The organism is Paraburkholderia elongata (assembly GCF_013177735.1).
GTDB lineage: Bacteria > Pseudomonadota > Gammaproteobacteria > Burkholderiales > Burkholderiaceae > Paraburkholderia > Paraburkholderia elongata.
Map to the genome: position 1 here is coordinate 1 of NZ_WOEZ01000056.1, position 14,963 is coordinate 14,963.

The window sequence follows — 14,963 nt, forward strand, 5'->3', positions numbered from 1 at the left end:
TTTTAGATGATGTTGATCACTTTGGCAAGGAGGTGTCGCGGTATTTTTGCCGTACCGACAATCGTGCAGCAGCTGTATGGGTCAACTTTTGTGAGCATACGCGGGTCAATTGCCGTGAGCGCCAAGGCGCAGGGAGGCGACTGAACGTCCGCTCGCCCTGAAAACTGTTGATTAGGTCGCGCCTGATGCCGTAATCGGACTCGGCCGCACGAGGACGTTCAGAGCTCTTTTTTTGATGCAAAAAAGCCCGCTGAACGTCAGCTCTGTTGTAAAGCATCAGAGTACATTTTTGTGGGCATTCAAACGCGCAGAACGCCGACATATTTGAGGAACTCACGTACAGCGTGAGCGCGCTCATGCCGACGGAATGCGAGAGCCACCTCCGAGACAATGGGCTTGCCCACAAGTGGGCGATAGATCACACCCGGAAGTGTCACGCAATCGCACAAAGTACGGGGTACAACGGCAATCATATCTCCAAGCGAGACACACGCGAGAACGGCCGCTAGTGGGCCCGGCCTCGGGCCGAGCTTGGGTCTGAAGCGGCCGCGGCGAGCCACCTCCAATGTGCCGAAATCCTGCTCTGGGAGGGCGAAGCACGCGTCGCGCAACTGGTGAGGCGCGATCGCCGGGTGGTCGGCGAGTAGTGAATCCTCCGGAATGGCGAGGACGAATTCGTCTCTGTACAGGCCTACTACGTGGATTCCTTCGGGATAGCTCATCGGTGGTCGTACGTATGCGACGTCGAGTTGGCCATCAACGAGCATTGTTGGGACTCGGTCCATAGGTGTCTCAGTAAGCACGACGTCAACCTTTGGTCGATATTCCCGGAAACCTTTGATGGTGGTTTGCATGATGCCTGCGAAGGCTGCGGATGCGACGTATCCGATCTGGATTCGACCTAGTTCGCCGCGTTCGGCGAGCTCAGCGAGTTCGCGCCCGCGTTCGAGAGAGGAGAGTGCTGCTGTTGCCTCTGGAAGGTAGGCTTCGCCCGCTGCAGTCAGTGAGACAGAACGCTTAGTTCGATGGAAAAGCCGGACCTGCAGGAGCTTTTCTGCTTCCTGGATCTGTTTGGTGAGCGACGGTGGGGCAATGCCTAGTTCGTCAGCGGCCCTTGCAAAGTGCAGGTGCCTGGCAACCGCGATGAAACATCGGATGTGGCGTAGTTCAAGTTTCACAGTATTAACGATTTGATTAATATTATTGAAGAAGTTTGATATCGACTGGAAATGGGAGAAACGCTAACATTTTTACTGGGCAATTAATGCGATGGTAATGAGATGACTCGAGTGAATCAAGGAGAACGGGAGCCCGGAAGTATTGATGGGCTCGCCGCCGTCTCCGGTGTACACCCGTCGGCAACATCAGTAGAAGACAAAGGCACATCGTCCTGGTTTCTCCTCGCGACGGCTTCGGCTACCTGCGGGCTAATCACGCTGGACACAAACGTGGTTGCAGTGTCACTACCTTCGATCGCACGATCGTTTCATGCGGGTTTCGCCGATGTGGAGTGGGTGGTCAGTGCATACATGGTCGCGTTTGCTTCATGCTTGCTTCCGATGGGGGGACTGGCCGACCGTTACGGACGAAAAAGAATGATGATTGGAGGGCTGGTCCTATTTGCCCTGGCCTCCCTCGGATGCGGGCTCGCTCCGTCGGCGTCGTTTCTTAACATAGCGAGGGCTGTAAAAGGGGTGGGTGCCTCGATGTTACTTACTGCGGCATTGGCAGTCATCGCCAACGCGTTTCCGGGAACAAAGGAGCGAGCCCGAGCCTGGGCAGTCTGGGGAATGACGATGGGGATCTCGACAACGGTGGCTCCATTGGTCGGTGGTGTGATTACACAGTGGATTGGCTGGCGGTGGATTTTTCTGCTCAATATTCCGGTCTGCGCAGTGTTGGTCGTGTGCGCCCTCCGATCGATTGTAGAGTCGCGAAATCCGAATGCCGGTCGCATTGATCTTGCAGGTAGTGCGCTCTTTGGATTTGGCTTGGCGCTAGGGATATGGGCGCTCATCGGTGCGCAGGACGATGGCTGGGGTAGCGTGCGGACCGGGCTTCGATTTGCAACGTGCGTGATGTTGCTCGCCACTTTTGTGCAGGTCGAACGGAAACGAGTGCATGCCATGATTGACTTATCCTTGTTTTCCCAGCCCAGATTTGTGGCAGCCGTACTGGGCATGTTCGGATATGCGGCATGTGCACAGGTAATGATGACGTTTCTTCCGCTATATCTTCAGAACGCGTTTGGATGGGCAGCGGTGAGTGCTGGCGTGGGCATGCTTCCCTTTGCGCTGGCGATGATCGTGGGTCCCTATATCGGGAAGCACCTCGCAGCGCGTTTGTCGATTGCTTCCGTCCTGTCGATCGGCCTTGCTCTGGTTGGCGCAGGTAACCTACTTACGGCAGTGGTTGCCGGAGGCCGGCAGTATTGGTTAGTTGCGGTCGGGATGATCGTGACAGGAGTGGGTGCCGGAATACTTAACGGCGATACGCAAAGGGCAATTATGGCGTGCGTACCGTCTCACCGTACTGGTATGGCTTCCGGTATCAGCACGACAACTCGGTTCACCGCAATCGTAACCTCGGTTGGTGTACTGGGGGCAGTACTTTCCTGGCGGACGCAATCTTTGCTTGATCAGAGTATGGCAGGCGAAGGAGCAGTCAGAGCCAAGCTTGGTGGAACGTTCATATCTGATCTTCTGGCTGGTGATACGGCGCATGCTGTTTCTCAACTGGCGCCTGCGGTTCGGGTGGCGGTCGAAAACAGTGCATCCGCCAGTTTTGCGGGCGGATTTGCCGCCACGTTAATGGTTGCAGCTGCTCTGGCGCTGGTGGTTGCGTGCGTTGTCTGGCTGCTGGCCGGCCGTCCAGACAAACAGCAGTCCCGCGCAGTGGCGCGATCGTAGCGTTCCACCTTGGGGATCGAGCTGACGCCCTCGGGACCGAATTGATTTTCATAATATTGCATTCAATACGCCAAATTAAGTTTCGTAATATTACGTCTGTTTGCTGAAAGTCGCGTAAAACTTGGGGTAAACGCCAATTCGGTTTCACTTTGTACTGGATGTTGGGCGGCCGTATAGTATTTTGAATGCAAAAGTCATCCGGAGGAGCCAAATGCTCAAGTTAGACTTTCATCCCGCTGGCCGTCATTTCCTGCAGATTCCCGGGCCGAGCCCTGTTCCTGATCGCATTCTGCGTGCGATGAGCTACCCGACGATCGATCACCGCGGTCCAGAATTCGGTGCGCTCGGCCGCTCGGTCCTCGACGGCATCAAAAAGATTTTCAAGACGCAGCATCCTGTCGTGATTTATGGTGCCTCTGGCACGGGAGCTTGGGAGGCAGCCCTATGCAACATCTTGAGTCCTGGCGACACGGTGCTCATGTTCGAAACCGGTCACTTCGCGACGCTATGGAAGAAAATGGCCGAGAACCTGGGTCTCAAGCCCGAGTTTCTCGGGTTGCCCGGAATCGAAGGTTGGCGCAACGGCGTGCAGGCTCACATGATCGAGGAGCGCTTGCGAGCAGATACGGGGCACAAGATCAAGGCGGTATGTATTGTGCACAACGAAACGTCGACCGGAGTCACGTCTGACGTTGCTGCCGTGCGACGCGCGATTGATGCGGCTGGCCATCCGGCATTGTTTCTCGTCGACACAATTTCGAGCCTAGCCTGTGTCGATTATCGGCATGATGAATGGGGCGTAGATGTGACGGTATCTGGTTCCCAGAAGGGTCTCATGCTTCCGCCCGGTATCAGTTTCAACGCTGTTTCGCCGAAGGCCCTCGCAGCCAGCGAGAGTGCAACGTTGCCACGCAGCTACTGGGGCTGGAAAGAAATTATCGAATCCAACAAAACGGGCTACTGGCCGTACACGCCGAACACGAACCTCCTCTATGCGCTTCAGGAAGCGATCGAGATGATCCTTGGCGAGGGTCTCGACAATGTTGTTGCCCGCCATGTCCGTCTCGGTGAGGCTTGTCGGCGAGCCGTGCGTGCATGGGGCCTCGAGATCCAGTGCCTGGATCCCGCCGTATATAGCCCCGTACTCACCGGCGTCATGATGCCGGACGGCGTTGATGCGGATGCCGTGCGCAAGGTCATCTACGAGCGTTTCAACATGTCGCTGGGGATGGGATTGGGCAAGATGAAGGGACGCATGTTCCGCATTGGCCATCTTGGCGACTGCAATGATTTGACCTTGATGGCAACACTCGCTGGCTGCGAGATGGGGCTGCAACTAGCCGGTATCAGCCTCGCGGAGAGCGGACTGCCCGCAGCAATGAGCTTCATCGCGGGAGAGAGCGAATTGGCGGGGCTGCGAGCCGCAGCCTGACCGGCTCAAAACTCTGGGCGAAAGGCGTATACAGGTACATGTCCGCCCGGAGAACGGATCGTCGCACGGGGTCGTCCAGAGCTGGCGACCGAGTGCGCGGTAGGTGAGGCGCTGGTGATCAACGCGACGAAATGGCTGAACAAGGTCGTCGATTTCGACGCGGCTGCGCGTAATCGTGAAAAGCGTCTCATATCATTATCCGATCAATGCGGATGGACGTGCACCGCGGCCAACGAGGCGCGCTTTACCGGAGGTTCATGGTACGGCCGGGTCTCACCCGATTCAATTATTTTCAATGCAACATAAAAAAATATCAACGGACCGGGCGTGCATGTCACAACGCTGACGCCTGAGAATAGCCGATTCAATATCCCTGGACTGAGCCCCCGTCATGAAAATCTCGAATTGGAATGAGACAAGCGAAAAGACAAACGTGCCGGAAGTCGCGAGTGTGCGGATTCGACCGGTGATGGTTCCCCTGGATCCGCCGTTGCGAACAGCTAGCGGCGTGATGGCATCAGCGCCTTTGGTGCTAGTCGATGTTGCAACGGAAGGTGGCTGTGTGGGGCACGCATACATCTTTACGTACACACCAACTGTGCTGCCCGCAGTAACCCGACTCCTTGAGGATGTATCAAGGTTGCTGATCGGCGAACCCCTTGCTCCCAAAGCGATGATGAGGAAGCTCCGTAATCGCTTTGTGCTGCTCGGAACGCCTGGATTGATGGACATGGCGCTTGCGGGACTCGATATGGCGATGTGGGATGCCCATGCGCGATCCTCAGGACAATCACTGGTGCGTCTCCTCGGTGGGGAGCCTAGGCCGATCAAGGCTTATGCGAGCTTTGGCATGGACGGGCTTGAACGAGCGCTCGACGTCGCGGCAAGCAGCGTAGAGGCGGGCTTTCGGGCGATCAAGATAAAGATCGGCTATCCCACGCTGACGGAGGACCTTGACGTGATCAGGAACGTTCGGCGAATCATCGGTCCGGATATCGACCTGATGGTTGACTACAACCAGGCTCTGAGTGTTCCAGAGGCAATTCGCAGAGGTCATGCGCTTGACGCCGAAGGACTCACATGGATTGAAGAGCCGACGGCGTGTGATGATCTCGACGGACATGCGCAGATCGCTGCAGCCTTGAAAACGCCTCTGCAACTTGGAGAGAATTCGTGGGGGGCGAAGGGCATGATGACAATGATTTCACGACGCGCTTCTGACCTTGCCATGCCTGATTTGATCAAAATTGGTGGCGTTACGGGGTGGCTCGATGCCGTCTCGATCTGCGAGGCTTGGGGCGTACCAGTCTCTAACCATTTCTATCAGGAGATGAGTGCACACCTGCTGGCGCTCTCACCGGTCGCTCATTATCTTGAGTACTTCGGTTTGGCAGACGCAGTCCTTGCTGCGCCTTCGGTTTCGGTAAATGGATATGTCATGCCATCGGATAACTCAGGTGGCGATGTAGAGTGGAACGAGGACGCGGTGCTCCGTTTTACCCCCGATTAAACCCGATTGAGCTCAATTTGATTCGGTATGGAAATAATTTCAATGTGCTAATAGAATAGTTTTCTATTGGCTTGTTGACGTCCTCCCCGCCCTGAAGGATGGGGTATCTCAGCCGTTCCTGATCAACGCATTGGTGACCGCGTGCATTCTGGCGATGATCTTCTCGCCTGAGAAGCGGAAAAAAATTGACGGTCGAGGCGAAAAACATTCAATTGTCCCGCTCAGCAGCGGCCTCCACAATGTCGTACCGGTATTGCCGGACGTGGCGCCTGCCCTGTGCAGCTACAGCCGCTAGCCGACCTACGGTTTCAACGGCGCCGTAACGCAAGAGAATGAACTAGGAGACAAGTGGTGCGTTCAGTCAAAACAAATCGGATCTCAGCAGTGTTCGCGGCTGTGATTGTGGTTCTCTTTTCAGCATTCATTGGCATGTTCACTTTTGGCCGGGACGTCTTTGCCGAGCCAGTCGTTCCGGGCGTGCCATGGAGTGCCGTCGTCGAGCCATTGCTGATTGTGGTTGCCCTGCTGATAAGCGTGACGTATTCGTTGGTGATCGGGCGTGTTGAACGTTCGACTGGAGAGGTATAAGTATGGTCACAACACACACAAACGGAGCCGCGCTGTTCTGTTTCTTTGCCTTTCTGCTCGTCACTGTCGGTATCACCGTTTTCGCTTCGCGCAAGGCACAGTCTGCCAGCGAGTTCTTCAATGCAGGCGGACAGATTGGCGCTGGTCAGAACGCATTTGCCATGGCGGGAGAGTTTCTGAGTGCTGCTGCACTGCTTGGCATGACAGGGGCACTGGCGCTCACAGGTTTTGACGCAATTCTGTACAGCATCTGTGTTGTTGGGAGCTGGCCTCTGATTCTCTTTGGACTGGCGCAGCCGATCAAGCGACTGGGAACGTTCACGCTGACTGACGTGATTGCGTGGCGTCTGTCGAAACAACCAGTGAGAATCGCTGTTGTGCTGGCAAGCATCCCGATCGTGCTGTTCTATCTGATTACCCAGTTGATTGCTGCAGGTGGGTTGGTCAATTTGATTTTTGGGCTTCCGTATTTTCCGGCTGTCGCCTGCGTTGGGGCGATCATGCTCTGTTACGTCCTCTTTGGAGGAATGCGGGCCACAACCTGGGTGCAGATAATTAAGGCGATCCTGCTGCTAGCCGGCGCGATTGTGCTGACAGTGCTTGTGCTATCCCAGTTTCAGTTCAACATATTCACGATGTTCAGAGCCGTCACTGCAACCTATGGTATCGAAGTGCTTGCACCACGTCCGAGTCACGGTATCGCCCGTTGGGACACCATCTCCCTTGCAATCGCCATGACCGTCGGCGCTCTCGGTATGCCGCAGATCCTGACGCGTTTCCTGACCGTCAGCACGCCGGCCGAAGCCAGACGATCGGCCCTGTATTGCACCGGAATTGTCGGTGTTTTTCACATCATAGTCTTGCTGCTTGGGTTCGGCTGCTTGGCGCTTTTGGGACGTTCGGCAATCGCCGCAGCCGGTGGCGGCGGAAATATGGCTGTGCCGCTGCTTAGTCGCATGCTCGGTGGTAACGCTTTTTTTGGCTATATCTGTGCGGTGGCGTTTTCCACCACGCTGGCCGTCGTAGCGGGACTAACCTTGTCGGCCGCAACGACGTTCGCACATGATATATGGGCTGGCGTCGTGAAGCAGGGGCGATCGGCCAACGAAGCGCGGGTTGCGCGCGTCGCCGCGACTGTTGTGTCCATTGCCGCAGTCTTCCTTGCACTTGCATTTGAACATCAGAACGTGGCGTTTATGGTGGGGCTGAGCTACTCAATCGCGGCGTCGGCGAACTTCCCGGTTCTCGCGCTGGCGCTTTTCTGGCGGCGGTTGACGACAACGGGTGCTGTATGGGGGATTCTCGTAGGCGCAAGCTCTGCTGTTCTTCTGATCATGCTTTCGCCCACGGTGCAAATCGATGTTCTGCACCGCGCGCCTGCAGAATTTGCCCGTCTGTGGTGGTGTTTTCCGATGAAGAACCCGGCGCTGTTCTCAATTCCGCTTTCCTTCGCATCGGCGATTGCCGCGTCGCTGTTCACGCGAGAGCCTGCGGCGTACAACGGCTTCGACGATATGCAGCGAGTACTTGGAAATTCACCCGCGCAGCATCCCCGGTCCGCGACGGAAGAACTGGCCATCTCGTCAACCCAGGCAAACTGACTGAACGTAAGGGAATATGCCAAATCAATCGTCACAGCGCATCAATCGCACGAATCTGAAGATTTCCGGGGCCGATGTAGTGTCTGGAATAACGGTGCAGCTGGCGTCGCCGGAAGTCATCGAAATGTGTGGATCATCTGGCCTCGATTTCGTCTGGATCGACGCGGAGCACGGGTCGTTTGACCTCGAGCGTGCAGTCGAGATGTTCCGGGCGGCGGATGCACAGGGAATAACGCCACTGTTTCGTGTGCCAGCACTCGATGCGGCCTCGATTATGCGGGCACTGGACGGTGGCGCCATGGGTGTCATTGTTCCGAATGTTTCGACTGCAGTGCAGGCGCAGGCTGCTGTGGATTATTGCCGATATAAGGTGGGCAGCAATCGCGGGATCCGTGGATCCTGCCCCAGTACGCGTGCGGCCCGTTACCTGACCGATGATTGGGACAGTTTTGCACGCTGGTCCAACGAGAACGTTACGGTGTGGGTGCTCATAGAGACAGTTGCAGGGGTAGAAAATATCGATGAGATCCTCGCCGTCGAAGGACTGGATGCGATTGCACTCGGGCCGTTCGACCTATCTCATGAGATGGGATTCAGAGGGCAACCGTTTCACCCGGAGGTCACGGGGATGCTTGAGCGGGTGGTCGAGAAAGCGCGTAGGAGGAATGTGGAGGTGGTTGCCTCTCTCTTTTCGGCAACTTCAGCTGAGCTGGCTGCGGAGCGCGATCACTGGCTCAGGAAGGGGGTTCGCCTCTTTAGCGTGGGCAGCGACAGGGCGGTATTCTCGCGCGCCCTGAGAGAGCGAGCCTGCATGCTGAAACAGTCATCGATGCGCTGACGGTCAATGTCTGAAGCAGTGTGTGGCAGTCTGTCTAACGAAGTCTCGTTCGGAAATCTACTCGGGCGACGCGCTCGGAGCCGCGTAGCGTGCTCGATACTCCTTCGTGCATGGCGGCCCCGCACGATGTTGCTTACGGAGGCTGCTTGTGTTTCGCGGGCCATCTCACGCTTTGTTTAGATCGGACACCAATGTCATGGCGGTACCCACCGATGGATTTCGGCATAGCGATACGGTTGGCAGAATAACCGCGTCTGCGTTCTCGCCAAAGACTAGCGGTTTGTCTTGGTCGACCGAACAGCCATCTGGCGTCTGACGTGTTTGATGATGGCGATGGATGAAGAGGTACTCGGTGTCTGTGCCAATGGACATCGCTATCGCAGAGCGTAGTATCGAGGCCAGTGCGTAGATTCTGGTCAAGCCATGCGATATTCAATACCTCCCATTCATTGCCTGACGGCATTTGAGACGGTTGCCCGTCTTCGCAGTCTCAGCAAGGCGGCCGACGAGCTGCATGTTTCCGCGAGTGCTGTCGGCCATCGACTGCGGCAACTACAGGAAGGCCTCGGATTCAGGCTTTTCACGGGCACGCAGGGCGAGTACGTGTTGAGCGCAAAGGGCACTGAGTATCTTGAGGTGGTGAAAACGTGCCTTGCCTCACTCAATCATTTTCCGCTAGAGACAGCACGCTCGAGTGCTCGGCGCACATTGAGAATCGCCTCACCGCCGAGTTTTGCACGACAGTTCCTGGTTGCCCGATTGCCAGATTTCATAAGGCGACATCCGCGGCTGAATGCTTCGCTTCAACTGTCTGTCCCACTGGTTGGTTTGAAATCGGACGACGCTGATATAGAGGTCCGGTTTGGTGACGGGCGCTATGAAGGGCAGGAGGTCATCCCACTGCTGCACGAACCAGTGTTCCCTGTATGTGGTCCGCAGTACCTTGCACGCCATGGGTCATTCCTACACCCGGAAGATCTGGCAAAGGCGACCATGCTGCGCAGTGCACTCGAGCCCTGGAGACCTTGGCTCGATGCGGCAGGACTGGACTGGCCAGAGCCAACGGCCGACGTGGATTACTTTGACATGGGTCTCCTCCTGGAAGCATGCGTGAATGGCCAAGGGGTTGCGCTTGCGCGTCAGACAATGGCGGCGGGATATCTGGGAAGCGGAGCATTGGTGCGCCTTTTTGAACTGACCGCGTGGCCGACGTACGGCTACTATCTGACAGTGTTGCCGGAAAACATGGAGCGTCTTGAGGTCGCAGACTTCATCACGTGGCTCAAAGGGATCGTAGCGAAACCCGAATCGACCGACATCGCGCATACCATTGAGCCATCCGGTTCAACGGACGGGTCGCTTCAGGTCAATAAGGGATAACGCCCGACGGTCGCGTCTCCGGGCAATCGATCACTCGACAACAGGCTCAAGATTGAACAAGCTCGCCGCGCATTCCTCGGTCTTTAGGCCGAGGTCAAGCGGCGAAAGAGCCTTCGCGAAATTTAAAAGGCTTGCGCTAGAAGGAGGATGGCGCAGCCTCTATTCCAACTTCAATCTGGCGTAAAGTTTCCTGCATTTCCGACCCCGGAGCAGGCCACGGTGCTCGCCCAATGGATAGGCTGTCAGCGATTCATCTACAACGGAAAGGTCGAAGAAGACCAGCTCTTTGCCGCGCAACGCCGGATGGCGCTGCGCGCCGGCGTAACGGAGTGCGTCACCCCAGCGGACCAGCAGTACGCGCACTTCAAGACGGAACTAAGCCCGTGGCTTTCCGAGGTGCCGAGCCAGATACTGCGCAACGGCGCGGTGCGCTGGCGCAATGCCAAGCAGCGCCAGCTTCAGGGTCTTGCCCGCGCACCGCGCCGGCGCACCCAGGCAAACTTTAACTCGGTGATGCTGACGTCCGAACTCTTCGAGTTCCGGCCCGACATCGACCCGGCCACGGGCAAAGCAATATTTCAACTGTTTCTCGGCACCAAATCGCGGCCGCTCGGCGCGCTGAGAATCAAGGCGCATCGTCCATTCGGTATTCCGAAGATCGTCACGATTAGGCGCGAGGCGCGCAACCGTTGGTACGTGAGCTTCAGCTATGAACACGCGCCGCCCGAGATTCTTCGTACGCCGGCGGAGCTTGCCTGCGAGCTCAACGGGCTGTCGGACGAACAAATCGAGTTAGTCAGCCTCGGGGCTGACCGTAATGTGCGCGACAATTGTGTCGCTACGAGCGAGGGCACCTTTTTCGCCGTTCCGGCCGTCGTGAAGGCGCGGCTCGAGCGCAAGGCCAAGGGGCGCAAGCGACATCAGCGCAAGCTCGCGCGCCAGCAGAAGGGATCCAGGAATCGGGAGAAGGCCAGGGATCGGCTCGCGCGCAGCTACGCGTACCAGCAACGCGCTAAAAGACGTCGCGCACAAGACCAGCCACGCACTCGCCACGTCTGATGCGAGGCTCCTGGTGTTTGAGGACCTGAAGGTCGCGAACATGGTGCGCGCGCCGAAGGCGCGGCAGGATGCCGCTGGGCGCTGGTTGCCAAATGGCCGGAGCCAGAAGGCCGGGCTGAATAAAGCCATTCTCCAGAGCACCTGGGGCCGCACGCTAGACTTCACGCAATACAAGGCGCAACGACGCAACAAGCTGGTACTGGTTGTGGCGCCGCATCACACCTCCCAGGAGTGCTCCCGCTGCGGGCGCACTCGCCCGGAGAACCGGCAAGGTGGCCGGTTTCTCTGTGACGTTTGTGGGTTCTCGGCGCACGCGGACACGAATGCCGCATGCACCATCCGACGCCGCGGTATCAAGCTGCTGCGCGACGGCGTGCCGGAGGCAAAGCCCAGGAAACGTGTGTCGTTCCGAAAGAATCTGAACAGGGCGGGACCGTCCGATGTGCCTGTGGAGCGCGTGTAAGACGCGCCGGCATCGCAAGATGACCGGCGTGCAGTGTGCAACGAAGCAGGAAGTTGAGAGCTGCGAAGCTGGAAGCACCGGCCTTTAGGCCGATGAAAAGTCACGTGAAGGGCCGCGTATGCGGCATCACATCGCCATAGATCGACGCTGCCGCGATAGAAGACTACCTGCCCACGCGTAATCATACATCGGCCTTGTGGGAACACCGATCCATGACCGTTAAGGGCGGCGGCCAGCGAGTTCCGCTCCTTGCATGTTGCGATATATTGGCCCTCGCGTACTGCGTACATTGTCGTATGGCTTTTTAGGGATGCAATCATTTTTGCTAGCCCGATGGATGTAAAGGGGCGATCGTAGCGAATGGATGCCGTCTCGCCTATCGCACTTTCGCCTTGCAGACGGATAGCAGATTCAGGCAGTAGCCTTCAGCGTAGTGCGGAATTTATGCAGCAGCGGTTCGGTATATCCGCTTGGCTGCTGGCGTCCATCGAACACCAGCGCCCGCGCGGCCTTGAACGCCAGCGTGTCGAAGCCCGGCGCCATCGGCTTGTAGTGCGGATCGCCCGCGTTCTGCTCGTCGACCACCTTCGCCATGCGCTTGAAAGTCTCTTCGACCAGCTCACGCGTCACCACGCCGTGGTACAGCCAGTTCGCAATGTGCTGGCTGGAGATACGCAGCGTCGCACGGTCTTCCATCAGACCGACGTTGTGAATGTCCGGCACTTTCGAGCAGCCCACGCCCTGATCGACCCAGCGCACCACATAGCCGAGAATGCCCTGCGCGTTATTCTCGACTTCACTGCGGATCTCGTCCGCGCTCCACTTCGCCTCGGCGACGACCGGAATCGTCAGCAGGCCGTCGAGCAGTTCGTCGCGCACCTCCGCGTAGTCCGTGCGTTCCAGTTCCTGCTGAACCGCCTGCACGTCGACCTGGTGATAGTGCAGCGCGTGCAGCGTTGCGGCGGTCGGCGAGGGCACCCAGGCGGTATTCGCGCCGGCCTCCGGATGCGCGATCTTCTGTTCGAGCATGGCGTGCATCAGGTCCGGCATCGCCCACATGCCCTTGCCGATCTGCGAGCGGCCACGCAGGCCCGCGCTCAAACCGACCAGCACGTTGCTGCGCTCGTACGCGGCAATCCATGCGCTCGACTTCATGTCGCCCTTGCGCATCATCGGGCCGGCTTCCATCGCCGTGTGCATTTCGTCGCCGGTGCGGTCGAGGAAACCCGTGTTGATGAACGCGACACGCTCGGACGCTTCGCCGATACAGGCGAGCAGGTTGACGCTGGTGCGGCGCTCCTCGTCCATGATGCCCATCTTGATCGTGTTGCGCGGCAGCTTGAACAGGTCTTCGACGCGCGCGAACAGTTCGCTCGCGAACGCGACTTCGGCCGGGCCGTGCATTTTCGGCTTCACGATATAGATCGAACCGGTGCGCGGATTCAGCTTGTGCTTGCGGTCGTGCAGCGCGCACAGCGTGGTGATGACACCATCGAGAATGCCTTCCGGAATCTCCTTGCCGTCTTTCGTCAGCACGGCCGGATTCGTCATCAAATGACCGACGTTGCGGACGAACAGCAGCGAGCGGCCATGCAGCACGATCGGCGCGGTGCCGTTCGCAGCGGTGTACACGCGATCGGTGTTCAGACTGCGCGTGAAGGTCTTGCCACCCTTCGTGACTTCTTCCGTCAGGGTGCCGTTCATCAGGCCGAGCCAGTTGCGATAGAGCTGGACCTTGTCGTCCGCATCCACTGCTGCAACCGAGTCTTCGCAGTCGATGATCGTACTCACCGCGGCTTCGACCAGCACATCCTTCACGTGCGCCGAATCGGTCTTGCCGATCGAATCGTTCGCGTCGATCTGGATTTCGAAGTGCAGGCCGTTGTGCTTCAACAGCACGGCGGACGGTGCGCTCGCGTCGCCCTGATAGCCGATGAACTGCGCCGGCGTTTTCAGTTCGGTCTTGCCGCTTTTCAGCGTGACGACGAGCTTGCCGCCTTCGACGCCATACAGCGTGGCGTCGACGTGCGAGCCGTTCGCGAGCGGGGCGGCCTGGTCGAGAAACTTGCGGGCATAAGCGATCACCGCGGCGCCACGCACCGGGTTGAAGGCCTTCTGCTTGTCGGCGCCGTTAGTCTCGGGAATCGCATCGGTGCCGTACAGCGCGTCGTACAGGCTGCCCCAGCGCGCGTTAGCGGCGTTGAGCGCATAGCGCTGATTCGACAGCGGCACGACAAGTTGCGGGCCGGCCTGTTCGGCGATTTCGGTGTCCACGTGGTCGGTCGTGGCTTTGACGCTCGCCGGCGGCGGCACGATATAGCCGATGCCTTCGAGAAAGGCACGGTACGCGCGCAGATCGCGTACCGTGCCCGGATTGGCGCGATGCCAGGTGTCGAGTTCGGTTTGCAGGCGGTCGCGCTCGGCGAGCAGCGCACGGTTTTTGGGCGCCAGCTCATGCACGAGGGCGTCGAAACCTGACCAGAATGCTGCGCTGTCGAGTCCGGTGCCGGGCAGGGCTTCGGTCTCGACGAACTGGTCGAGGTTGGCGGCGACTTGCAGTCCACCGCGCGGGTTCATCTGAGTCATCGACTGCTCCATCTCATTTGCGTGAAGCCGGTGTGGGGGCGCCGGCCTGTTCCGTTCGGTTCACTTCGTAGGAAGCGGTGCTGCGGTTTTCAACTGTTGAGCACGGCGGCACCGGCCTTGGCCACTTGCGCGTCCTGATCCGCCTTCACCCCGGAGACGCCGACTGCGCCGATCACCTGGCCGTCGACAACGACCGGCACGCCGCCTTCCAGCGTGCCGGCAAGCGGCACGCTCAGGAACGCGGTGCGGCCGCCGTTGATCATGTCTTCGTACTGTTTCGATTCGCGTCGGCCCAGCGCCGCGGTGCGCGCCTTCTCGGTGGCGATGTATGCGCCGATCGGGGCGCAGCCGTCCAGACGCAGCAGGGCGAGCAGGTGGCCGCCGTCATCGACCACCGCGATCGCGACGGCCCATTTGTTCTTCTCGGCCTCGGCGCGCGCGACGTCGAGAATCTGCGTCGTTTCGACAAGGGTCAATACGGATTTCGTTAGCATCTTGATTTTCCTTTTCGAGTAGAGGATTGGTCTGCGGAAATTGTCAATATGTATCGGTTAGGTACTCGCTCCGCCAGCTGCGACCCCGATGCTTTCACGGTAT

12 protein-coding genes and 1 pseudogene are annotated in these 14,963 nt (G+C 58.3%); 10 read left to right on the plus strand and 3 right to left on the minus strand.

The annotated features are described in order from the left end of the window. Positions 1 to 299: 299 nt before the first annotated feature. Positions 300 to 1,178, minus strand: coding sequence for a LysR family transcriptional regulator (locus tag GNZ13_RS12120; RefSeq protein WP_172164088.1), 879 nt, complete (start codon positions 1,176 to 1,178; stop codon positions 300 to 302). Positions 1,179 to 1,289: 111 nt separating this feature from the next. On the opposite strand from GNZ13_RS12120, the gene GNZ13_RS12125 reads away from it, so the two are divergent. The 10 genes and pseudogenes from GNZ13_RS12125 to GNZ13_RS12165 all read left to right on the plus strand — a co-directional run bounded on the left by GNZ13_RS12125 (position 1,290) and on the right by GNZ13_RS12165 (position 11,780). Further along, the gene (locus tag GNZ13_RS12125; RefSeq protein WP_407945624.1) at positions 1,290 to 2,909 is read left to right on the plus strand and encodes an MFS transporter; all 1,620 of its coding nucleotides are present in this window, start codon (positions 1,290 to 1,292) and stop codon (positions 2,907 to 2,909) included. A 211-nt stretch (positions 2,910 to 3,120) separates the two neighbouring features. Continuing rightward, positions 3,121 to 4,341, plus strand: a complete 1,221-nt coding sequence (locus tag GNZ13_RS12130; RefSeq protein ID WP_172164151.1) for a pyridoxal-phosphate-dependent aminotransferase family protein — start codon at positions 3,121 to 3,123, stop codon at positions 4,339 to 4,341. A 391-nt stretch (positions 4,342 to 4,732) separates the two neighbouring features. Next, complete coding sequence (locus GNZ13_RS12135) at positions 4,733 to 5,851, plus strand: enolase C-terminal domain-like protein (protein WP_172164094.1); 1,119 nt, start codon at positions 4,733 to 4,735, stop codon at positions 5,849 to 5,851. A gap of 351 nt (positions 5,852 to 6,202) precedes the next feature. Beyond that, positions 6,203 to 6,439 (plus strand): DUF485 domain-containing protein, encoded by a 237-nt coding sequence (locus tag GNZ13_RS12140; RefSeq protein WP_172164097.1) that lies wholly within the window; start codon positions 6,203 to 6,205, stop codon positions 6,437 to 6,439. Between the two features lie 2 nt (positions 6,440 to 6,441). Further along, the gene (locus GNZ13_RS12145) at positions 6,442 to 8,040 is read left to right on the plus strand and encodes a solute symporter family protein (protein ID WP_172164100.1); all 1,599 of its coding nucleotides are present in this window, start codon (positions 6,442 to 6,444) and stop codon (positions 8,038 to 8,040) included. 16 nt (positions 8,041 to 8,056) lie between these two features. Continuing rightward, positions 8,057 to 8,878, plus strand: a complete 822-nt coding sequence (locus GNZ13_RS12150) for an HpcH/HpaI aldolase family protein (protein ID WP_172164103.1) — start codon at positions 8,057 to 8,059, stop codon at positions 8,876 to 8,878. Between the two features lie 423 nt (positions 8,879 to 9,301). Next, on the plus strand, positions 9,302 to 10,258 hold the full coding sequence (locus GNZ13_RS12155) for a LysR substrate-binding domain-containing protein (protein ID WP_172164106.1): 957 nt from the start codon (positions 9,302 to 9,304) through the stop codon (positions 10,256 to 10,258). A gap of 147 nt (positions 10,259 to 10,405) precedes the next feature. Continuing rightward, positions 10,406 to 10,507, plus strand: a pseudogene (locus GNZ13_RS54215) (helix-turn-helix domain-containing protein); the annotation flags it as partial. A 54-nt stretch (positions 10,508 to 10,561) separates the two neighbouring features. Then, a complete protein-coding gene (locus GNZ13_RS12160) occupies positions 10,562 to 11,317 on the plus strand; it encodes a hypothetical protein (protein WP_236001962.1) in 756 nt (251 codons plus the stop codon). Positions 11,318 to 11,330: 13 nt separating this feature from the next. Continuing rightward, the gene (locus tag GNZ13_RS12165) at positions 11,331 to 11,780 is read left to right on the plus strand and encodes a zinc ribbon domain-containing protein (RefSeq protein ID WP_172164112.1); all 450 of its coding nucleotides are present in this window, start codon (positions 11,331 to 11,333) and stop codon (positions 11,778 to 11,780) included. Positions 11,781 to 12,191: 411 nt separating this feature from the next. Here the strand turns inward: GNZ13_RS12165 and GNZ13_RS12170 are convergent, their stop codons facing one another. Next, positions 12,192 to 14,366 carry a malate synthase G gene (locus tag GNZ13_RS12170; RefSeq protein WP_172164115.1) on the minus strand — a complete coding sequence of 725 codons (2,175 nt, stop codon included), beginning with the start codon at positions 14,364 to 14,366 and terminating at the stop codon, positions 12,192 to 12,194. A gap of 89 nt (positions 14,367 to 14,455) precedes the next feature. Further along, entirely contained in the window at positions 14,456 to 14,860 is a 405-nt protein-coding gene (locus GNZ13_RS12175) for a heme-binding protein (protein ID WP_172164118.1), read from the minus strand. Positions 14,861 to 14,963: the final 103 nt, after the last annotated feature.